Below are 17,042 nucleotides of genomic sequence, written 5' to 3' on the forward strand. Positions count from 1 at the left end.
ATGCCACAGTGACGCTGATGCGAACGACTGTGGACGAGAACCGCCAACTGGGAGCAGAACTCGGAAGAAAGGCCGCGGCCGCAAAGGGCCCCACTGCAATCCTGTTTCCACGAAAGGGAGTCTCGGCCATCGATCAGACGGATAAACCTTTCGACTATCCGGAAGCACGTCAGGCACTGCTCGACGGAATTCGCTCGACGCATGGTGCGGTAGAACTGATGGAACTGGACCACCACATTAACGACACCGAATTCGCCGAAGCCGCAGCGAGGAAGTTACTGGAGCTCATTCGGTAACAGAATGCATTGGTTGTGCGACATCTGACCGACGCTGTTACCTGTTCTGGCGTAACCAGGTTCTCAAGCATCGAAAGATCAATCTCACGCTCGGCGAATACAAAAAAGTCCCCAAGGAAACGCTAAATGTTCACCCCGACTGAAGCGACGGCACTCAAATAATCGTCGGGCACTCAATCATGCGGCCGCGCGGTTCCGAACTATTTCAGGCGTCCTGCACTGCGGCACGTTTCCAGAATTCCCGCGATCGACTGCAGCGATTCGGTATTCCCGATGTCGCACTTGATCCCTTCGCGATCCAGCACCGACAGAATCCCCAGGATCCCCATCGAATCCCATTCAGGAACGTCGATCGCCTTACTCGCGGAGTTCATCGTTGAAGCCGGAACGTCGAGAGCTTCGGCAACCAGTCCGATGACTTCGCTGTCAGTGAACTTGTCTGCGACGGAACTGGTGTTGGCTGTGGACATGGATCTCTCCTCCATTAGAACAGTCTGCCGCAGAAATCCGACTGCGGGGTGAATCAGCTCAGGCTGCCCGGGCCACGTTACCAGGCTCCCTGTTTCCGTGAATCAGGGCTACGCGGCCATCGAGTCCGGTGACGGCCTGACCGCTGTACATCAAGTCGCTTTCTGACGGTGACTGTCCATCCCTGGTTTGCTGGGTGTAGGGAAGTACAAGTGCTCCGAACTGAAAATAGACCGGGCTTAACACGTCCTTCCGGTGAGCGGCCAGCCGCTGCCAGTCGCCCCCCTCGGTGCTTCCATATAGACAACATTCACGGGAACGGCAATATGGATTTGGTTCCACCGCGGTCGAGATCAGCCTCAGTGAACCGAACTGAGCCGCGTAAAGTGAGCTTCCTTCCACTTGAAGCAGTTCCTCGATCCGTCCCGTCTTTCGATCGAGCCGGACGATGAAATTGTGATCTCGATCCGAATCCGTGCCGTAAGTCAGGCCATCGCGATCAATCAGAGCCGAGACAGCCCGATACCGCTGTGTGCCACGTCCGAGCCATTCCAGGTGCTTCAGATCACGCGAAAGAACACCGACACCGGTCTGCCTGCCGAAATCACCAACCAGAACCCAATAGTTCCCCTCGAACGGGTCCACCATGACGTGATGTACGTGCCGGATGTCCCCCTGTGGAAAGCGGAAGCCTGCTTGAAAGCTCTGACCTGAGTCTTCCGAGACATAGATCAGCACTTCAGAGTTCTCAAGGCCACTCCCGTATTCCCCGAACAGAACCCGCGAGCCATCAACGGAAAAGTTCAACGGGCGAGAACCCCGCTCCACTTGAAAGACACGCGTCATCTGCTGTTCACCCGCCGCGGCACGGTAGATCCCGTCCCGCGCAATCGCCAGTCGGCTTCCGTCCGGCAGCACATGCAGGGCCGCGATGTACCAGCGCAGTAATCGTGCGAGCACCCGCACTCGCGAGCAATGATGCTTCCAGCCAAACGAGGGGACGTAACAATCCAGCAGCCACGTCTGTCCCCGGTCGCACGAGCGATAAATCTGGCAGCCACGACAGAGATACAGATCACCGTTGGCGGCCACGTACAGGGCTCGCCCCGGAATAATCTTCTTTTGTCGACCTTCCAGCGAGATCGATGCTGACATGAGGGGGGCTCCTACGGGGCAGGCCGAGGAACGAACCCCGTACCGAAATAGGGATAGGTGGAATTCTGGTTGCGACGTGAGATAAAGTCGATCATTTCTGCCGACGACGCCCAGTCAACCCGCACAGAACCGACTTTGCCCTCGTGCAGCACACCTTCCCGCAGAAGGTCTCGACGCAACTTCCGCAGACAGAAGCTGAACTTCATGAAATCGGAACGAGTCTTTCGGATCGTCACGGTCCGATCGACACCTTGTGAACGAACAACGTATTCCCGTTCTTCGAAAAAGTTCTTCACCGGCCAATGGGCGTCGCGCGATTCCTCTGCGACATGGACCAGCGTGAAGCAGCTTGCCAGAGGGACACCGACACTGATCAGCAACCCGTCTCGCTGACAGAACCGGTAGTACCCTGAATCCTCTCCATGCGGCAGCGACTTGTGCTCGGTCAGATTGTCGCGGAGCAACTCATCCGCCAGTGGTCCGCAGGCGGCGAGGGTATTGTGAGGAAACAAGCTCCGCTGAGTCCCTGCCTGCCGCCAGAAGACTTCATTAGCCAACCCGACACCGCACGGTGTCGTCTTGGGGTTATAGACGGGTGGTGCTCCCGTTCTGGCTTGCGATGCTGCTTGTGCTTTGTAAATCGGATGCGTCGGCATCACCAGCGTCCCCGCAGGACCGACGAGTTCCTTCAGCAGCGAGACAAGTTCCTGAGCGACCTGAAACGAGTTCTGGATCGAATTCGCAGCCCCTGCCGTCGACTCGAATGAGAGTCCCGACACAGAGGTATGCGCCATGACCAGTGATCCCGGGATGACACCGATCGACCTCAGATAGTCGCTCACGTCTGCACGGGATGCGAACTGCACTGCAGGTTGTGACTTCGTCTTCCAGCGTTTGATCTGGTCGCGCAGCCATGGACTTCGCCAGTAAATCTGCCGGGCCGACCATTCGGCGAAAAGCTGGAATGCATCAGCTGGACCAGAGAATAATTTCGGTGCAGCCGAATCCGTGGCGGCCGCCGGTGCCAAGCCCCTGTTCGGCACTGCTGTGTGACACATTGCTTCATTGACCATGAACATGGACTCCTGCTGCGCAAGATCGGTCGACTGTTCGACGCAAGCCTTTGAGTGAGAACTTTCCCGAACGCTTCACTCAGAGACGCGTTCGATTTCCCCCGTCAGGCAGGCCTAAGCAGCCTTCTTCGTGACGACCGCCTGACGACTTCGATCCCCCAGGTAGAAGGCGGCGATATCGCGAACAGCGCCGTCTGTTGAGTAACCGTCGGCGACAAACTGCAGACAAACTTTTCGGCTCGCCTGGTAAGACGTTGGCCAGGTCGCCGCCGTTTTCGCAAAAATCTGTGCAAAGTCAGCGACGGAGTACTTTGTCATCCATTGAACCGGCTTGCAGTGTCGGAGCATGGCATAGCCTTCCAGGTTCGAAAGAATCGGAATCGCGCCACAGGCGAGTGATTCAAGAGTCGAAACCGAGAAGTTATCTGTCTTGGGGACCGAGACACTGAAATCACTGATCTGCAGCCAGCTCCCCAGTTCTTTCGGGCTGAGCATCCGATCGACGACCACAACACGGTCACCGTGGGGATGCGATTCGATCTCATCACAGATGGATTTCGTATATTCCGGCTGGTGATCGCCACACAGAACGATCAAGCGTCCCCGACCGCCCATCTGGCTATACGACAAAAAGCCGTTGACGACTTCCTGCGTCCGGTAGTGAGGGTCTGTCCGGCGGTTGATGACCCAGACGGGCTCGTCTGCTGGAAGATTACGACTGGCCCTCAGTTCCATCCGCTGTGCATGGTCCAGCGCGAAGAAGTTTTCATCATCGTAGCCCAGATGAAAGAAATAGATCTTCTCGGGCGGAACCTGAAAATCCTCGACCAGAATCTTTGTGCTTTCAAATGAACCGACTGAAATCCGTTCGGCATTTTGCAGGATCTGTTTTAGCAGCCAGCAGTACAACCGGCCACGCTGCCGGGCACCGTAAATCTCGGAGCCGTAAGTCCCGAGCACGTAGCGTCGACCACTGAGCCATGCGAGTGTCCCATTGCCTGAGGCACAATGAGCATGAATTAATTCGTCGGGACAGACAGGTTTTGTGTATCGAAGCGCCAGACCCGCAAGGAAGTACCTGATCGTCATCGGCAGCTTGAGCCATGCTGGCAGTACCGGATTTGCCGTGACGAAATCATTCGAAAAAGCTGGGACCGGATTTGCAGTATCAATCGTGACATGGGCCTGAGTGTACGACAGCACTTTCAACCAGCGGGCCACGTGCAATCCATGCGGGTGGGCGATGTAGCGAATCGAATGCAGAGCATTGCCGGGACGATAACAGGTGAGATCGGACGCCAGTTCGTGTCTGCGGTGCTGGCTCTCAAACTGACGGCGAATATGTTCGCTGAATGGGACCGGCGCCGCTGAGCCCGAAGGAGAGCCGTTCGATGGGGCTGGCGTGCTCAAGTTTGTCTTCATAGAAACCTGCGACTTTCGGGCGGGATGGAAATAGGCATAGAGCAGGAAAAACGTGCGATTGGCGAGATCGTCTGGTCCTCCGTCGAGGGGGACTTGGTTCACAACGGGACGGTCACTGTGGGACAACCATCTCTGGCAGACGTTTCTGCTGCCGGACGAAACTCCTTCATGCGGCCGAGCGATGGATGTCCACGTGAGGTCGAGTAATCTCACGTGTTGCTGGCCGATACAAAGGCTGTGACGCCGACACGACAGCACGTGCGCTGCAGAGACAACCAAACATCAGGAAGATCATGTTCCCCGTCAGCGAATACGTCAGGTTCGGTTGAGTCAGGTTTCCCAGAAGAACCCCGCACAACATCGCTGCCATCGCATGCAGGCGATACCACGCTGGACTGCCAATGTCGGTCAACCGCAGCAAGCGGCGAGTGACCATCATGCAGCTTGCCAGCAGAGTGCCGTAGATTAACAGCCCCAGTCCCCCGCATTTGTAGAGGACCTCCAGATACTGCTGGTGCGGAGTATCGACATCCCCCGCATAGCGAGAGAACGATTCAAACAGGTAGCCAAACACGGGCTTCTCTGCCCACAGTTCGATGGCAAACTCCCAGATCTCAAATCGTCCCGAAGAAGGATCTTCCGATTCGGTACTGCGATCGACACGATCCTGCACACGCTGCATCAGCACCGTCACCACCTGAGTGTCACGTAATGCAGAGAACAGCCCAAACCCGACAATACTCATCAAGAGAATCAGCACAAAGCTCACGGCCAGGAAGGCACGGCGTCCTGTCATTGCCAGGTAGATCGTCACACCGAAAAACAGTGCGAGCGTCGAAGAACGGGACATCGATCCCAGAATGATGAGTGCCGTTCCAGCAGAGATCCCCCAGCAGATCAGCCGTAGCGTGGGATTTCGCGAACTGTCCGCCACCGCCATAACAAGTGGTACCAGCACTGCGTAGAAGCTCATCGGGGAATTCGGATAGCCGCTCAGTTCAAATTCGAAGATGTACTTACCCCATTCCCCGAGAGGAAAGCTGGGATCGGTCAACGTGAAAAAGATTGTCAATCCGGCAATCGTGGCGAACACTTTGCCGAAGACGTCGACAAATTCCAGCGGATTCGTCCAGGATCCGAGCAGAACTCCCAACAGCACGAACCCGATCGGCTTCGCCAGTTTGAACGCCGAGAAGACTCGCACGGTCTCACCTGAGATCCCCAGTCCGATACCGGCGAGGGCCGTCATGTAGATGATGCAGATCAGTGCCAGCGCGGGGGTTAGCGGGTACCAGGAAATCGGTGCACGAGCGAGTTCGCATTCCTGTGCAGTCGGTGTCGACCTCACGAACAGGTAAGCAATCGGCATGACCAGGAACAGCAGATCAGACAACATCAGGTCGATCGGTTTCCCCCCGACGGTGGCCACCGTCGAGTGGACGGGCCATGCGACAACCCCCGCAAGGATCCATAACCACAACATCCTCATGCGGTCACCTCTTGAGCTGCGTTCTGCTCGTCTGCCGTGGCGGACTGCCAGGCAGGATGCCAGCAGAGTGCGCCACGTACTCCGGCCGTCCAAACCAGGCTGGTCGCAATCTGGGCCAGTCCCAGTCCCAGAATCCCAAATCGCTTCATCAGCAGCAGACTGAATAAAATATTGGTCGCGGCACAGGCGGCAGTGATCGCGAGTATCGTCCGCTCACGTCCTGTCATTTGCAGGACATACGCAGCAGGCCCTGAAAATGCCGCGATGCAGGCCGAAACAAGGAGCGCGATCAGCACGGACCAGCCGTCACGATAACCGGGTCCCAGCAAAGCGAAGACATAATCGCCCAGAAATCCGACTGCCAGAGCGACCGGCAACGTGAATCCCAGACCAAGCAATTGCCCCTGCCGCATCAGTTTTCGCATCTCGGCAAATCGACCAGCGGCATAGAGAGATGCAAACTGCGGAGCGATGACGATTCCCAGTGATTGACTGAGCAGCAGCGACACGTCCGCGAATTTTTCCATCGCGCCGTAAAGTCCGACTGACGGACGGTCGAGCAACATACCGGCAAGTCCAATACAAGCCCGGGCCTTCACCGCGATCAAGACTTCCGCAAACAGAAATGCCATCGCGGTGCTTTGCCAAACCGAGAAGCACTCGGCACGGGCAAATGACTGATCCCCTGCATTGGGCAATTGGTACGGGTAGCGACAAACAAGAAGCAACACCGATCCCAACGAGACCAGATGCAATAGCATCGCCACGGGCGAGGTAAATGAAGCTCCCAGCGAGAACCAGGCTGTCCCTGCGAGAATCGATAAGACCAGCGGCCAGATCGCCGTTCCGATCTGACTTTCCAATAGGCGGCCCACACCACGCAGACTGGCTTCCCGAATCTGTCGTAAGGCAACGATCGGGACCGCCGTCAGTGCGACCATCAGGCACCAGGCAGCGTGATCCCCCAGTCGGGGCCAGCAGACGAACACGGTCACCACCCCCAGACCGGTGACACCCAGACTCGCGAGCACCGACGCCCGAACCGATTCCGCCAGAAAGCCACGCAGTTTTCCCACTTCGCCCCGCGTAACGTATTCAGACACGTAACGCAACGATGTGTTATCCAACCCGAGCTTTCCGACCACTGTCAGAATCTGCAGCCAGGCAACGGCGAGTGAATACTCGCCAAACGCTTCGACCCCCAGAGCACGTGCGAGCACGATGTGGCTGAGGAACATTCCACCCGCCCCGGCCAGACGGAGCGTCAGCGAGGTCAAGCCACTGCGACGCGACAGCGAGGCAGGCCGACGAATGGCTGAAGTCATCGAGGCTGGTGCAGAGCAGGTTGCGCTCATGGACATCCGGAATAGCAGGATTACGACATCAATGAAGGTCTGTGGCAAAAGCGAGCGGAATCTCAATTAAAAGGCCCGGAGTGTCAATCCCGGATTTGCCATCCGCCGTGCCAACTCAAGTCCCGAATGTTTGCGCTTGTAGTTCTTGCAAGCGAACTTGCGTTCCTCTGACACGAGAATTAGGCTTTGTCGCTTCCAGGATTTGGCGACCCGAACGATGCCAGCGTCTAAAGGCGTGCCAGTCTTTTGACAAGGATTTCCGACACGCCCTGACTCGCTGACCCTGCCCCCACTCGAGGACGAAAATGCGACGATTCTATTGCGTGTTCTCCTTCGGAATCTGTGCTCTTCTGTCAGCGTCATCCCCTGCGAACCAGCCGCCGTCAGAGGTCGTCTCTTACCCAGATCACTCAAACCTGCTGGTCGTTCGATCCAAAGAAGGAAATGAGCGTCCCGTCAAAACCCGGGCAGACTGGAAGGAGCGTCTGACCCATATTCGCGAGAACATGCAGCTTGTCATGGGGCCGCTGCCTGACGAATCGCGACGGGTCCCCCTGGATGTCGAGGTCCTGTCCGAAGACATCACCGACAAGTACATTCGCCGCAAGATCAAGTTCACCCCTGAGCCGGACGACCGCGTTCCGGCCTGGCTGTTGATCCCCAAGGGGATCGCCAGCAACGAGCGACGCGGCGCAATGCTGTGTCTGCATCAGACGAACAACGTCGGCAAGGACGAACCTGCGGGGCTGGGGGGACTGAAGAGTCTCTACTATGCTCACGAACTGGCCGAGCGAGGCTTCGTCTGCATCGTGCCTGACTACCCTTCGTTCGGCGAGTATCCCTACGACTTCAAGAAGCAGGGGGCGCACTACACCAGTGGGTCTATGAAGGCGATCTGGAACAACATCCGCGCTGTCGACCTGCTCGAATCATTACCCCAAGTCGATCAGAAGCGGATTGGCGTCATCGGGCATTCCCTGGGGGGGCACAATGCGCTGTTTACCGCAACCTTCGATGAACGCTTGAAGGCCATCGTCACCAGTTGCGGATTCACCCCGTTTCACGATTACTACAAGGGGGCATTAGTGGGCTGGACCAGTGATCGCTACATGCCTCGCATTCGCGACATCTATCAGAATAACGCGGACAAAGTTCCGTTTGACTTCTACGAGATCCTCGCTGGTCTGGCTCCGCGGGCTGTCTATTCCAACTCGCCATTACACGACAGTAACTTTGAAGTGGAAGGCGTTCGCAAGGCCTTCCAGAAAGCCACAGACGTTTACAAACTCTTCGATGCCGTCGACGAGCTCAAGCTCGTCACCCCCGACGCGCCCCACGAATTCCCCGATGCCCAGCGCCGGGAAGCCTACCAGTGGCTGGAAGACCGCCTGATGCCAGGCAAAAAATAGTCGCCCCCGCAAAACGCCGTGAGTGGCCGCTCAGCGAAACTTCCGCAGTCCGTCTGGTGGAAGGGCTTACCACTGCCCAGGTGCGCCAGTCCCGTCACTTCGCGCAACTTGGCGGTGCGATGGCCACCCGGCCTCGTACTTCTCACCACTAAACGCCTCCCTCTGCGCTGAACCGCAGGGGAGAACGGGGTACGGCAATCTCATGCCAGCACTTCATCGATCACATGACCATGATCCAGCAGCGGTGAGGGTCTTCCCTGGCGGTCTGGGACACGTGTCTCGGATTCGATCCCGAGACAGTGGTACATCGTAGCTGCGATATCTGCGGGCCCGATCGGTCGTGTGGTCGGGTAAGCCCCCTGACCGTCGCTCGCCCCAACCACCTGGCCCGCCTTGATTCCCGCTCCGGCAAAGAACATCGAGCCGCAGGCCCCCCAGTGATCCCGGCCACCGAGCGAATTAATCTTCGGCGTCCTGCCGAACTCGGTCAGATACACGATCAACGTCGAATCCAGCAAGCCGCGCTGCTTCAAGTCGGTAATCAAAGCGGCGAACGCCTTATCCATGCCGGCGACGTTGTAGCCCCGTTTACACATCTCCGAGACGTGCGGAAAGTTCTGTTCGGGGACGTTATGAATATCCCACAGGTTGCCATAGTCGGGGTCGTATCCGTAGTCGACCAATACAAACCGGGCGCCTGCCTCGACCAGTCGGCGAGCCAGTAAACAGCGACCGCCGATCTTGGTCCGGCCGTACTCGTCACGCACCTCGGGTGCCTCAGTTGTAATGTCGAACGCGTCCCGGACCTGAGGCGACGTCAACAGATTCAGTGCTCCACTGAAGTGCCCTTCCATGGCTGGCAAGGCCCCGGATTGCTCAACACCTCGCAGTGAGTCTTCCAGACTCGACCGCAATTGACTCCTGCGTTGCAGTCGGCCGATGGTGACTTCGTGAGGGAACTTCAGTTCGGGCGGGTTCAAGTCCTCGAATGCGACGGGAGAAGGGATTAGTTCCTTTTCACCCACCGTGAAGTCGGGCTGGTCCGGTTGGCCTCCGACACAGAACGGAGCGTACTGATTCCCCAGCCATCCACCCACGAACAAGTTATGTGGGGGTGGTCCTGGCCGAGTGATCCCCGGGACAGCGATGTAGCCGGGAAGGCCGTTTCGAGGTCCCAGCAGATATTGGACGATCGCACCAATATTCGGTTCGGTAAACAACTGCGCCTGCGTGACCTTGCGCCCCGAGAGCGTGTAGACCTGACTCAGGAGATGGTCGTCACTGTCGTGCGAGAAGGACCGAACGGTACACAAGTCGTTCGAAATCGCCGCCAGGTTGGGACAGACTTCGGAAAAGTGAACGCCGGGGGTCGCCGTGGAAATCGTCGACAAGGTCCCCCGAATCTGCTCGGGCGCGTCCGGTTTTGGATCGAGCGAGTCCAGGTGCGTGACGCCGCCCCCCATCCACAGAAAAATGACGGACTTGGCCTTGGCTGTCGGCGAAGGAGCAAACGATGCGTGGGATGTCCCGGTCAGAAGTCCCGGCAGCACAGAAGCAGACAGCGCGAGCGGCCCCACCTTCAGCAAGTCGCGACGGCAAACCAGTGACCTGAGGTTCTCTTCTTGTGAGGTCCGTTGAAACGACATTCAGTGAATTCTCCGCAATACTCTCTGCGCCACGCCCTGGTTGATACACGCTGTCTCACCGAACTCGGCCACGCCTGAACAAAGCCTGTCAGGGGACAACCGTCAACGCCGACTGAACGTTCCCTTCGGTCGCGGCCATTATGCCGTGACTCCCCCCGTCCGAACAAGACATCTATTTCCGTTTATACTTCCTTTCCTTGCCTCGAGGCTGAAGTAGATTCCCCGGAAAGAGGGCGAATCCAGGGTGAACTGGCATCACTGTGATCGACTTCCTACTCTGTTCATAATTTCTCATAATTTCGAGAAATTCCTCTCCTCAGCCAAGAAGCGACGCTATGGACACTCCTCCGGCGCGAAACAAGAACACGTTGTGGTTGCTCCCCTTTCTGCTCACCGGAGTCGCTGCGTCGCTGCTGGCGGTGGCGTGGCTTGCCATCGCACCTCAACTCGATCGGAGCCCCGGTGTCGATCCCCCACCGCCTGAGACCGTCAAGCTCAGTCGCGACGACTCGATCAAGTTGTCCGAACTGCGAAATCGTTCGCTTGGCAATCTGGAAAACCACGAGTTTGCACAAGCCGATGCGGCGTTAACGGAAATCATTCAGTTGCTTCCAGCGGATCCCTTTGGGCCGCGTAACCTGGCGATCAGCCGTCAGTTGGCACTCGACGCACTCGACAAGCATCGCGATCCTCAGCGATTCGCACAGGCTTCTACCCTGGCCGATGAAGCAATCAAAAGCTTCCGCGGTGCAGACCCCGACTCGTTCATCGGTCCCCTCATTGCAGCCAGGGTCGCACTCAAACAGGATCAGAACGAGACTGCGCTGCAGGAACTGCGGGAAGCGATTCGTCTCAATCCGGGATCGGTCGGCCCCTTCTACGACCTGTTCGCGCTGAGCCAGGTCCTTCCGGGTGAACAGTTGGGTGAGGAAGGATTCAATGCACTCCGTACTGTCTATCAGAAAGAGTCGAATAACCTTTTCGTCATCAAAGACTGGCTGCCGACGCTTATGCAACGCCGGGATCCGGAATTCGCGAGCGAGGTGAAACGTGTGCAGGAGACGATCGCCCCCTTCGTTGAAACGATCAAGACGAATACGCGCATCGATTTGAACGACATTCTGGAAAAGTCTGCAACGGCAGCGCAGGAAGGGAATTGGCAGGTTGCTCAACGGTCAATGACCATCTTCCGCAACCTGATTATCTCCGAAGCGGCGCGCGACAAGCGGTTCGTCGCACTGGACTCGCTGGAGTATTTGCTGCTCGACTTCGGCAAAGATTTCCAGGATCGTGCAGACCTGCCCGAGCCCAATGGCCCGCTTCCAAACGCTGTACGTTTTCAACCGATGGCCGATCAAAGAAAGGACCTGCAGGCAGCGGGAAGTCGCGATGCGGCCGTCGCTGACTTCGATCTGAATGGCGACCCGGATCTGATGGTCCTGCTGGATAGCCACATCGTCATCTGGCAGAGAAACCGTGACGGGCAAACGTGGGACCAATTGGCGACATCCGAAACGGGTGGAGACTACTCGGGAATCCTCGCTTACGACTTCGATGATGATGTCGACCAGGAGGTCAAAAACTTCCCTACCGAACAGCAACCCGCAGACGCCCTCAAACACGAATACCGCCTGAGCCGACTGACTCACACGGCTGACCCGGATGTGATCCTGTACGGTGCTGCCGGGCTGAAGCTATTCGAGAATAAAAAAGAACCTCAATCGGAGCGTCGATCTCTCGTCCCACGAGCCGCAGGCGACGCGTTTGAGGGTGTCAAAGATGTCACTGCCGCATGTGTGGTGGATGTCGACAACGACGGGGATCTGGATCTCGTCGCAGCAACAGCAACCGGTGTTCGCATTTTCTCGAACCGGGGAAACATGACATTCGAGGACACGACATCACGGTCGATCCTGCCACCCGATGGCGTCGCCGTGACCAGACTGGCCATCGTCGACTGGGACAAAGACGCTGACGTCGATCTGCTGGTCGCCACCTCGGAAGGTGCCGGATGGCTCGAGAATATTCGCCATGGTCGACTCCGGTTTCACTCGCTGGACGAATTCTCTGTCCTGAAGAACGCGACATCGCTGGTCATCGGGGATTTTAACGGTGACCTTTCCTGGGACATCTTGTCGGCAGGCCCCGACGGAGCGACGGCCACCACCACGCGTAGTTCGCCAGGTGGTACGGTGACGAAGGTCCAGTCATCCAGCCTGGGTTCGAGTCCGATCACCGCAGCGAGCCTGGGTGACATTGATAATGACGGAACCACCGACGCGATTCTGATCGATGCCACCCATGCGACCATCTTTCGAGGTGATGGACAGGGCCGATTCACCGAAGTTCCACGGGCAGCCGCTGACTGGCTGGCAGGAACCGCACGAGTTGTTGTCCGAGATCTCGATCACGACGGCGACCTGGATCTGCTTGCCGTACAGCCTGCGGGGGTCACCGGCTATTCCAGTCAGTGCCGCGAGTCCGACAATCCAGGGAACGGCTGGCAAGAGATCCAGTTGATCGGATATCAGGTCAAACCCGGAGAGCAAAACAACGACAAGAGGACCAACCACATCAACCTGGGAGGATTGGTGGAGTTGAAGGCCGGTGCGCGGTACCAGTCCAAGATCGTGACGGAGAGTACCACGCATTTCGGACTCGGCCCCAACCAGCGAGCGGATGTCGCGCGGGTCCTCTGGACAAACGGAATTCCGACCAATGTGGTGAATCCCAATCCCAACCAGCAACTCTCGATCCCACAGCTTCTCGTCGGATCATGCCCCTACCTCTACACGTGGAACGGCGAACGATTCGAATTCGTGACCGACCTGCTCTGGAATGCTCCTCTGGGATTGAAGTTTGCCGAGCATGTCATTGCTCCTTGGCGGGAATGGGAGTACATCAAGATCGACGGCACCAAGTTGAAATCGGTTGACAGCGAGTACCAGTTACGGGTCACTGCAGAATTGTGGGAAGCGGAATACTTTGATCAGTTCAAGTTATTCGCCGTCGACCACCCAGCCGGAACCGAAATCTACACCAATGAAAAAGTGGGACCGGCCGAGCTGGCATCCCCCAAGATTCATACAGTGCAGAAACCTTTGAGGCCGGTTGCCGCTCGCGATCCGCAGGGTCGCGATCTCTTGCAGCAGATCGACACGCGTGACGCGATCTACACGAAAACGTTCGAGCACCGGCTGGCTCAAGGTCTGACGGAAGAGCACTTTCTAGAGCTTGACCTCGGTCCAATGCCCGAATCGAGTGACCACAGCAAACAGCAGATCACCCTGTTTCTGACAGGATGGATGTATCCGGGATGCACGTCACTCAGCGTCCAGTTTTCCCAAAATCCAGTGGGGCCACGACCTCGCCCTCCGGCGATCTACGTTCCAGTCGCACAGGGTGTCTGGCAGGAAGTCAGGCCCTTCATGGGATTCCCGGGCGGGAAAACAAAAACGATCGCCGTCGATCTTTCTGGATTGTTCACAGGCGACGATCATCGCCTGCGGATCGTTTCAACCATGGAGATTTACTGGGACGCGGTTTTCTTCACTGTTGACGACCCAACGGTGACATTCAAGCAGACGGAACTGGAATTGGTCCGTGCTGTCGTCTCTGACCGTGGCGGGGTCTCCCGTCGTTCCTGGCCAGCAACCGGAAATGGTCCCGATCAATTCGACTATCATGACCTGGTTCAAGGTGAAGCATGGCCCCCCATGTTTGGCAACTTTACTCGCTTCGGCGACGTCCTGCCGCTGCTGACACAGCGCGATGACAAGCTGGTGGTGACCGGTTCAGGGGACGAGATTCAACTTGCCTTCGCAGAACCCGCCGAACCCTTGCCCCCAGGGTGGGTTCGCGACTTTGTGTTGTACTCCGTAGGCTGGGACAAGGACGCCGACTTGAACACGGTTTATGGCGACGTCGTGGAACCACTGCCGTTTGAAGCCATGACCGTCTACGCGCATCGCGATGGCGAAACGCGACCGCACGATGCGGAATACGTGCAGTATCTGCGTGAGTACCAGACACGCAAACGCAGTCCAACGAAGTTCTGGAATCAGATCCGCCAACAGTAGCCGGATAGGGTGCTCGTCCACTCAGAGGCCAAGTGTAAGGACTTATCCTGCGACGCTTTTCAGAATGCCCTGGACGACCGTGTCAGTCTGGACCCCTTCCGCCTGCCCCTCAAAGTTGAGGATGATGCGGTGGCGCAGCACATTCAGCGCGACCGCCTTGATATCATCTCGCGCAACATGATAGCGCCCATCGAGAATTGCGAGGATCTTTGCAGCAAGAATCAGGGCCTGGGCTCCACGCGGACTGCTGCCGTAGCGAACGTATCGCCTGGTGACCTCGGGTGCTGCATGATGATCGGGATGCGTCGCCAGAATCAGCGAGATTCCATATCGGCGGACATCGTCGGCAATCGGAATCTGTCTGGCCAACTGACTCATGGCAAGAATCCGTTCGCCGACAAGAACGGGTTCCGCGCGGGGAGTTTTTGCTTCTGTCGTCCGGTCCAGGATCGTCTCGAGTTCTGACAGATCCGGGAACTTGACGATGAGCTTACTGAAGAACCGGTCGAGCTGTGCTTCAGGAAGGGGGTAAGTCCCTTCCATTTCTAACGGGTTCTGCGTGGCCAGCACAAAGAACGGTTCAGGCAGTTTATAGGTCTGCCCGGCAATCGTGACGGTATGCTCCTGCATCGCTTCCAGTAGTGCAGACTGGGTTTTCGGCGTAGCCCGATTGATTTCGTCGGCTAGCAGGACGTTAGTAAAGATGGGCCCCTGCTGGAACTCAAACTTCTTCTGTTTGTCAGGCGTTTCCAGAACGACATTGGTCCCCAGCAGATCCGCAGGCATCAGATCGGGGGTAAACTGAACGCGGTTGAACTTGAGATGCAAAGCATCGGCCAAGGTCCGAACCAGCATCGTTTTCCCCAGCCCGGGTACCCCTTCCAGCAGGACGTGGCCGCCACCGATCAGACAGATGAGTGTACCCCGGATAATGTCTTCGTTGCCGACAATCACCTTACCAATTTCGTCGCGAAGCTTAGTGAAATCGCTGCGAAACTGGTCACACAATTGCTGCGTTTCTGCGGTCGTCGACATGTGTGCCTTTCGGTTTGTGAACAGACCTGAGTCGCCCTTGCACCGGCGTCATGAACGCTGTGTGGCAAAATTCTGCCGTTGATCGCTTCCCAACGCAAGCACGGCAAGACAAAATGCCTCAGACAAAAATTTCCGGCTCATGGGCCCATCTCTTATATTTGGACCCGAGCAGCCCTGCTCTTTCTTGAATAGTCCAATCGATCGAAGCGGCTCTCGAAATCATATCTACAGGAGGCCATTGTGATCAGTACTTTCTCTGGTGGGTCGCGTCTCGTTCTGGTCGGTTTCCTGTGCTGCCATTGGATGGTCTCTGCCGTAATCGGTCAGGAGACAGATCAAGACGAGGTCCGGGAAAAGGGCATCATTGATCGCTTCGTGGTAGTCCTGGAGAAGAACCCGCGTCGTGGCACGGCCCTGGATAAAGTTTATGGTTATCACGTGGAACGGGGCTCACTCGAAAAACTGATTCAGGATTATCGACAGAAGGCAACGGCGGCCAAACCGGCAAATGCGGGGCCGGCCTGGATGATCGTTGGACTGCTGGAATCACTCCGGGGTCAAGACGCAGCTGCAGTCGAAGCATTCGGAAAGGCCGAAGAAGCTGCCCCAGGCGACTCGATGGCGTCTTACTATCTGGGTCAATCTCTCGTGCTGATCGGGCAACCCGATAAAGCCGCCGAGGCGCTCGAACGTGCAATCAAGCGCAAGCCCGCTCAGGCCGACCTGCTGGACGTTTTTCAGGCACTGGGTCGCGTCTATCAGCGGTCTCAGAAAACCGAGCAGGCACTGGAGGTCTGGAATCGGCTGGAAAAGCAATTTCCCAATGATGCTCGGGTGCAGGAGCAGATCGCCACGACGCTGCTGGAAGAGAACCAGTTCGAGTCCGCTCTGCCCCGCTTCCAGGCTCTCGCCAAAATGACGAAGGATAAGTACCGGCAATCGCTGTTCGAAATGGAAGCTGCCGAACTGAAGGTCAAATTGGGGAAAGCTCCCGAAGCGATTAACGAGTTTGAAAAACTTCTCTCACAACTGAACCCCGACAATTGGTTGTACCGGGAAGTCCGCCGCCGGATCGAAGCGATTTACCTGCGAACAGACGACCAGTCGGGACTGGTCTCGTACTACGAAGACTGGATCAAGCGGAAGCCAGAAGACCTGGAAGCGGTCTCGCGACTGGCTCGCCTGCTGGCAGGGATGGGCCGCACCCCCGAAGCCCAGGCGTGGCTTGAGAAGGGGCTGAAGCTGGCACCGAAGAAGAAAGAACTGCGAAATGCCCTGATCAGCCAACTGACGTACGAACAGAAATATGCAGAGGCGATCGCCCAATACGAGCAACTGGACAAAATCGAACCGAACAATCCAGACACACTTCGCGAATGGGGCCGTCTGATCCTCAAAGATACCGCACGTGACGAGGCAACGCGAAAAGCCGACGCTGCTGCTGTCTGGCGACGATTGACCGCAGCCAAACCAAAAGACCCGCTCATCACGTCGCAGGTCGGCGAACTCTTTCGGCAGGCCGCCATGACAGACGAAGCTCTCGAGTTCTACAAGCGAGCCATCGAACTTGCGCCGGATCAGAGTCAGTATCGTGAATACCTCGGTGAATACTATC

Annotated in this window: 11 protein-coding genes and 1 pseudogene; 4 read left to right on the top strand and 8 right to left on the bottom strand. The window is 57.1% G+C overall.

The genetic code is table 11. From position 1 onward, the window contains the following. Positions 1 to 296 (top strand): annotated as a pseudogene (locus tag VGE80_RS14385) (Tm-1-like ATP-binding domain-containing protein); the annotation flags it as partial. Between the two features lie 200 nt (positions 297 to 496). Here the strand turns inward: VGE80_RS14385 and VGE80_RS14390 are convergent. The 6 genes from VGE80_RS14390 to VGE80_RS14415 form a co-directional block, all read right to left on the bottom strand. Continuing rightward, the gene (locus VGE80_RS14390) at positions 497 to 766 is read right to left on the bottom strand and encodes a hypothetical protein (RefSeq protein WP_440593149.1); all 270 of its coding nucleotides are present in this window, start codon (positions 764 to 766) and stop codon (positions 497 to 499) included. 58 nt (positions 767 to 824) lie between these two features. After that, complete coding sequence (locus tag VGE80_RS14395) at positions 825 to 1,919, bottom strand: hypothetical protein (RefSeq protein WP_397571407.1); 1,095 nt, start codon at positions 1,917 to 1,919, stop codon at positions 825 to 827. Positions 1,920 to 1,930: 11 nt separating this feature from the next. Beyond that, positions 1,931 to 2,992 carry an AAC(3) family N-acetyltransferase gene (locus VGE80_RS14400; protein ID WP_440593150.1) on the bottom strand — a complete coding sequence of 354 codons (1,062 nt, stop codon included), beginning with the start codon at positions 2,990 to 2,992 and terminating at the stop codon, positions 1,931 to 1,933. A gap of 114 nt (positions 2,993 to 3,106) precedes the next feature. Continuing rightward, positions 3,107 to 4,516 carry a glycosyltransferase gene (locus VGE80_RS14405; RefSeq protein WP_440593151.1) on the bottom strand — a complete coding sequence of 470 codons (1,410 nt, stop codon included), beginning with the start codon at positions 4,514 to 4,516 and terminating at the stop codon, positions 3,107 to 3,109. Between the two features lie 64 nt (positions 4,517 to 4,580). Continuing rightward, a complete protein-coding gene (locus tag VGE80_RS14410; protein WP_373650423.1) occupies positions 4,581 to 5,903 on the bottom strand; it encodes an O-antigen ligase family protein in 1,323 nt (440 codons plus the stop codon). Then, complete coding sequence (locus tag VGE80_RS14415) at positions 5,900 to 7,228, bottom strand: lipopolysaccharide biosynthesis protein (RefSeq protein ID WP_373650422.1); 1,329 nt, start codon at positions 7,226 to 7,228, stop codon at positions 5,900 to 5,902. The genes VGE80_RS14410 and VGE80_RS14415 overlap by 4 nt, the downstream gene beginning before the upstream one ends. A gap of 335 nt (positions 7,229 to 7,563) precedes the next feature. On the opposite strand from VGE80_RS14415, the gene VGE80_RS14420 reads away from it, so the two are divergent. Beyond that, positions 7,564 to 8,667: an alpha/beta hydrolase gene (locus tag VGE80_RS14420; protein WP_373650421.1), complete on the top strand. Its 1,104-nt coding sequence runs from the start codon at positions 7,564 to 7,566 to the stop codon at positions 8,665 to 8,667. Positions 8,668 to 8,867: 200 nt separating this feature from the next. Here the strand turns inward: VGE80_RS14420 and VGE80_RS14425 are convergent, their stop codons facing one another. Next, the gene (locus VGE80_RS14425) at positions 8,868 to 10,313 is read right to left on the bottom strand and encodes a DUF1501 domain-containing protein (protein WP_373650420.1); all 1,446 of its coding nucleotides are present in this window, start codon (positions 10,311 to 10,313) and stop codon (positions 8,868 to 8,870) included. Between the two features lie 335 nt (positions 10,314 to 10,648). On the opposite strand from VGE80_RS14425, the gene VGE80_RS14430 reads away from it, so the two are divergent. Beyond that, entirely contained in the window at positions 10,649 to 14,392 is a 3,744-nt protein-coding gene (locus tag VGE80_RS14430) for an FG-GAP-like repeat-containing protein (RefSeq protein WP_440593152.1), read from the top strand. A 42-nt stretch (positions 14,393 to 14,434) separates the two neighbouring features. Here the strand turns inward: VGE80_RS14430 and VGE80_RS14435 are convergent, their stop codons facing one another. Beyond that, a complete protein-coding gene (locus VGE80_RS14435; RefSeq protein ID WP_373650418.1) occupies positions 14,435 to 15,427 on the bottom strand; it encodes an AAA family ATPase in 993 nt (330 codons plus the stop codon). Positions 15,428 to 15,667: 240 nt separating this feature from the next. Between VGE80_RS14435 and VGE80_RS14440 the strand changes: the two genes are divergently transcribed. Further along, a partial coding sequence (locus VGE80_RS14440; RefSeq protein ID WP_440593153.1) for a tetratricopeptide repeat protein occupies positions 15,668 to 17,042 on the top strand: 1,375 nt, incomplete at its 3' end.

Source organism: Schlesneria sp. (assembly GCF_036405755.1).
GTDB classification, from domain to species: Bacteria; Planctomycetota; Planctomycetia; order Planctomycetales; family Planctomycetaceae; genus Schlesneria; species Schlesneria sphaerica.

What these genes read in the sequence shown, in the direction of transcription:
- VGE80_RS14390 (WP_440593149.1), bottom strand. Translation starts at nt 766, where the DNA reads ATGTCCACAGCCAACACCAGTTCCGTCGCAGACAAGTTCACTGACAGC.
- VGE80_RS14395 (WP_397571407.1), bottom strand. Translation starts at nt 1,919, where the DNA reads ATGTCAGCATCGATCTCGCTGGAAGGTCGACAAAAGAAGATTATTCCG.
- VGE80_RS14400 (WP_440593150.1), bottom strand. Translation starts at nt 2,992, where the DNA reads ATGGTCAATGAAGCAATGTGTCACACAGCAGTGCCGAACAGGGGCTTG.
- VGE80_RS14410 (WP_373650423.1), bottom strand. Translation starts at nt 5,903, where the DNA reads ATGAGGATGTTGTGGTTATGGATCCTTGCGGGGGTTGTCGCATGGCCC.
- VGE80_RS14415 (WP_373650422.1), bottom strand. Translation starts at nt 7,228, where the DNA reads ATGACTTCAGCCATTCGTCGGCCTGCCTCGCTGTCGCGTCGCAGTGGC.
- VGE80_RS14420 (WP_373650421.1), top strand. Translation starts at nt 7,564, where the DNA reads ATGCGACGATTCTATTGCGTGTTCTCCTTCGGAATCTGTGCTCTTCTG.
- VGE80_RS14425 (WP_373650420.1), bottom strand. Translation starts at nt 10,313, where the DNA reads ATGTCGTTTCAACGGACCTCACAAGAAGAGAACCTCAGGTCACTGGTT.
- VGE80_RS14430 (WP_440593152.1), top strand. Translation starts at nt 10,649, where the DNA reads ATGGACACTCCTCCGGCGCGAAACAAGAACACGTTGTGGTTGCTCCCC.
- VGE80_RS14435 (WP_373650418.1), bottom strand. Translation starts at nt 15,427, where the DNA reads ATGTCGACGACCGCAGAAACGCAGCAATTGTGTGACCAGTTTCGCAGC.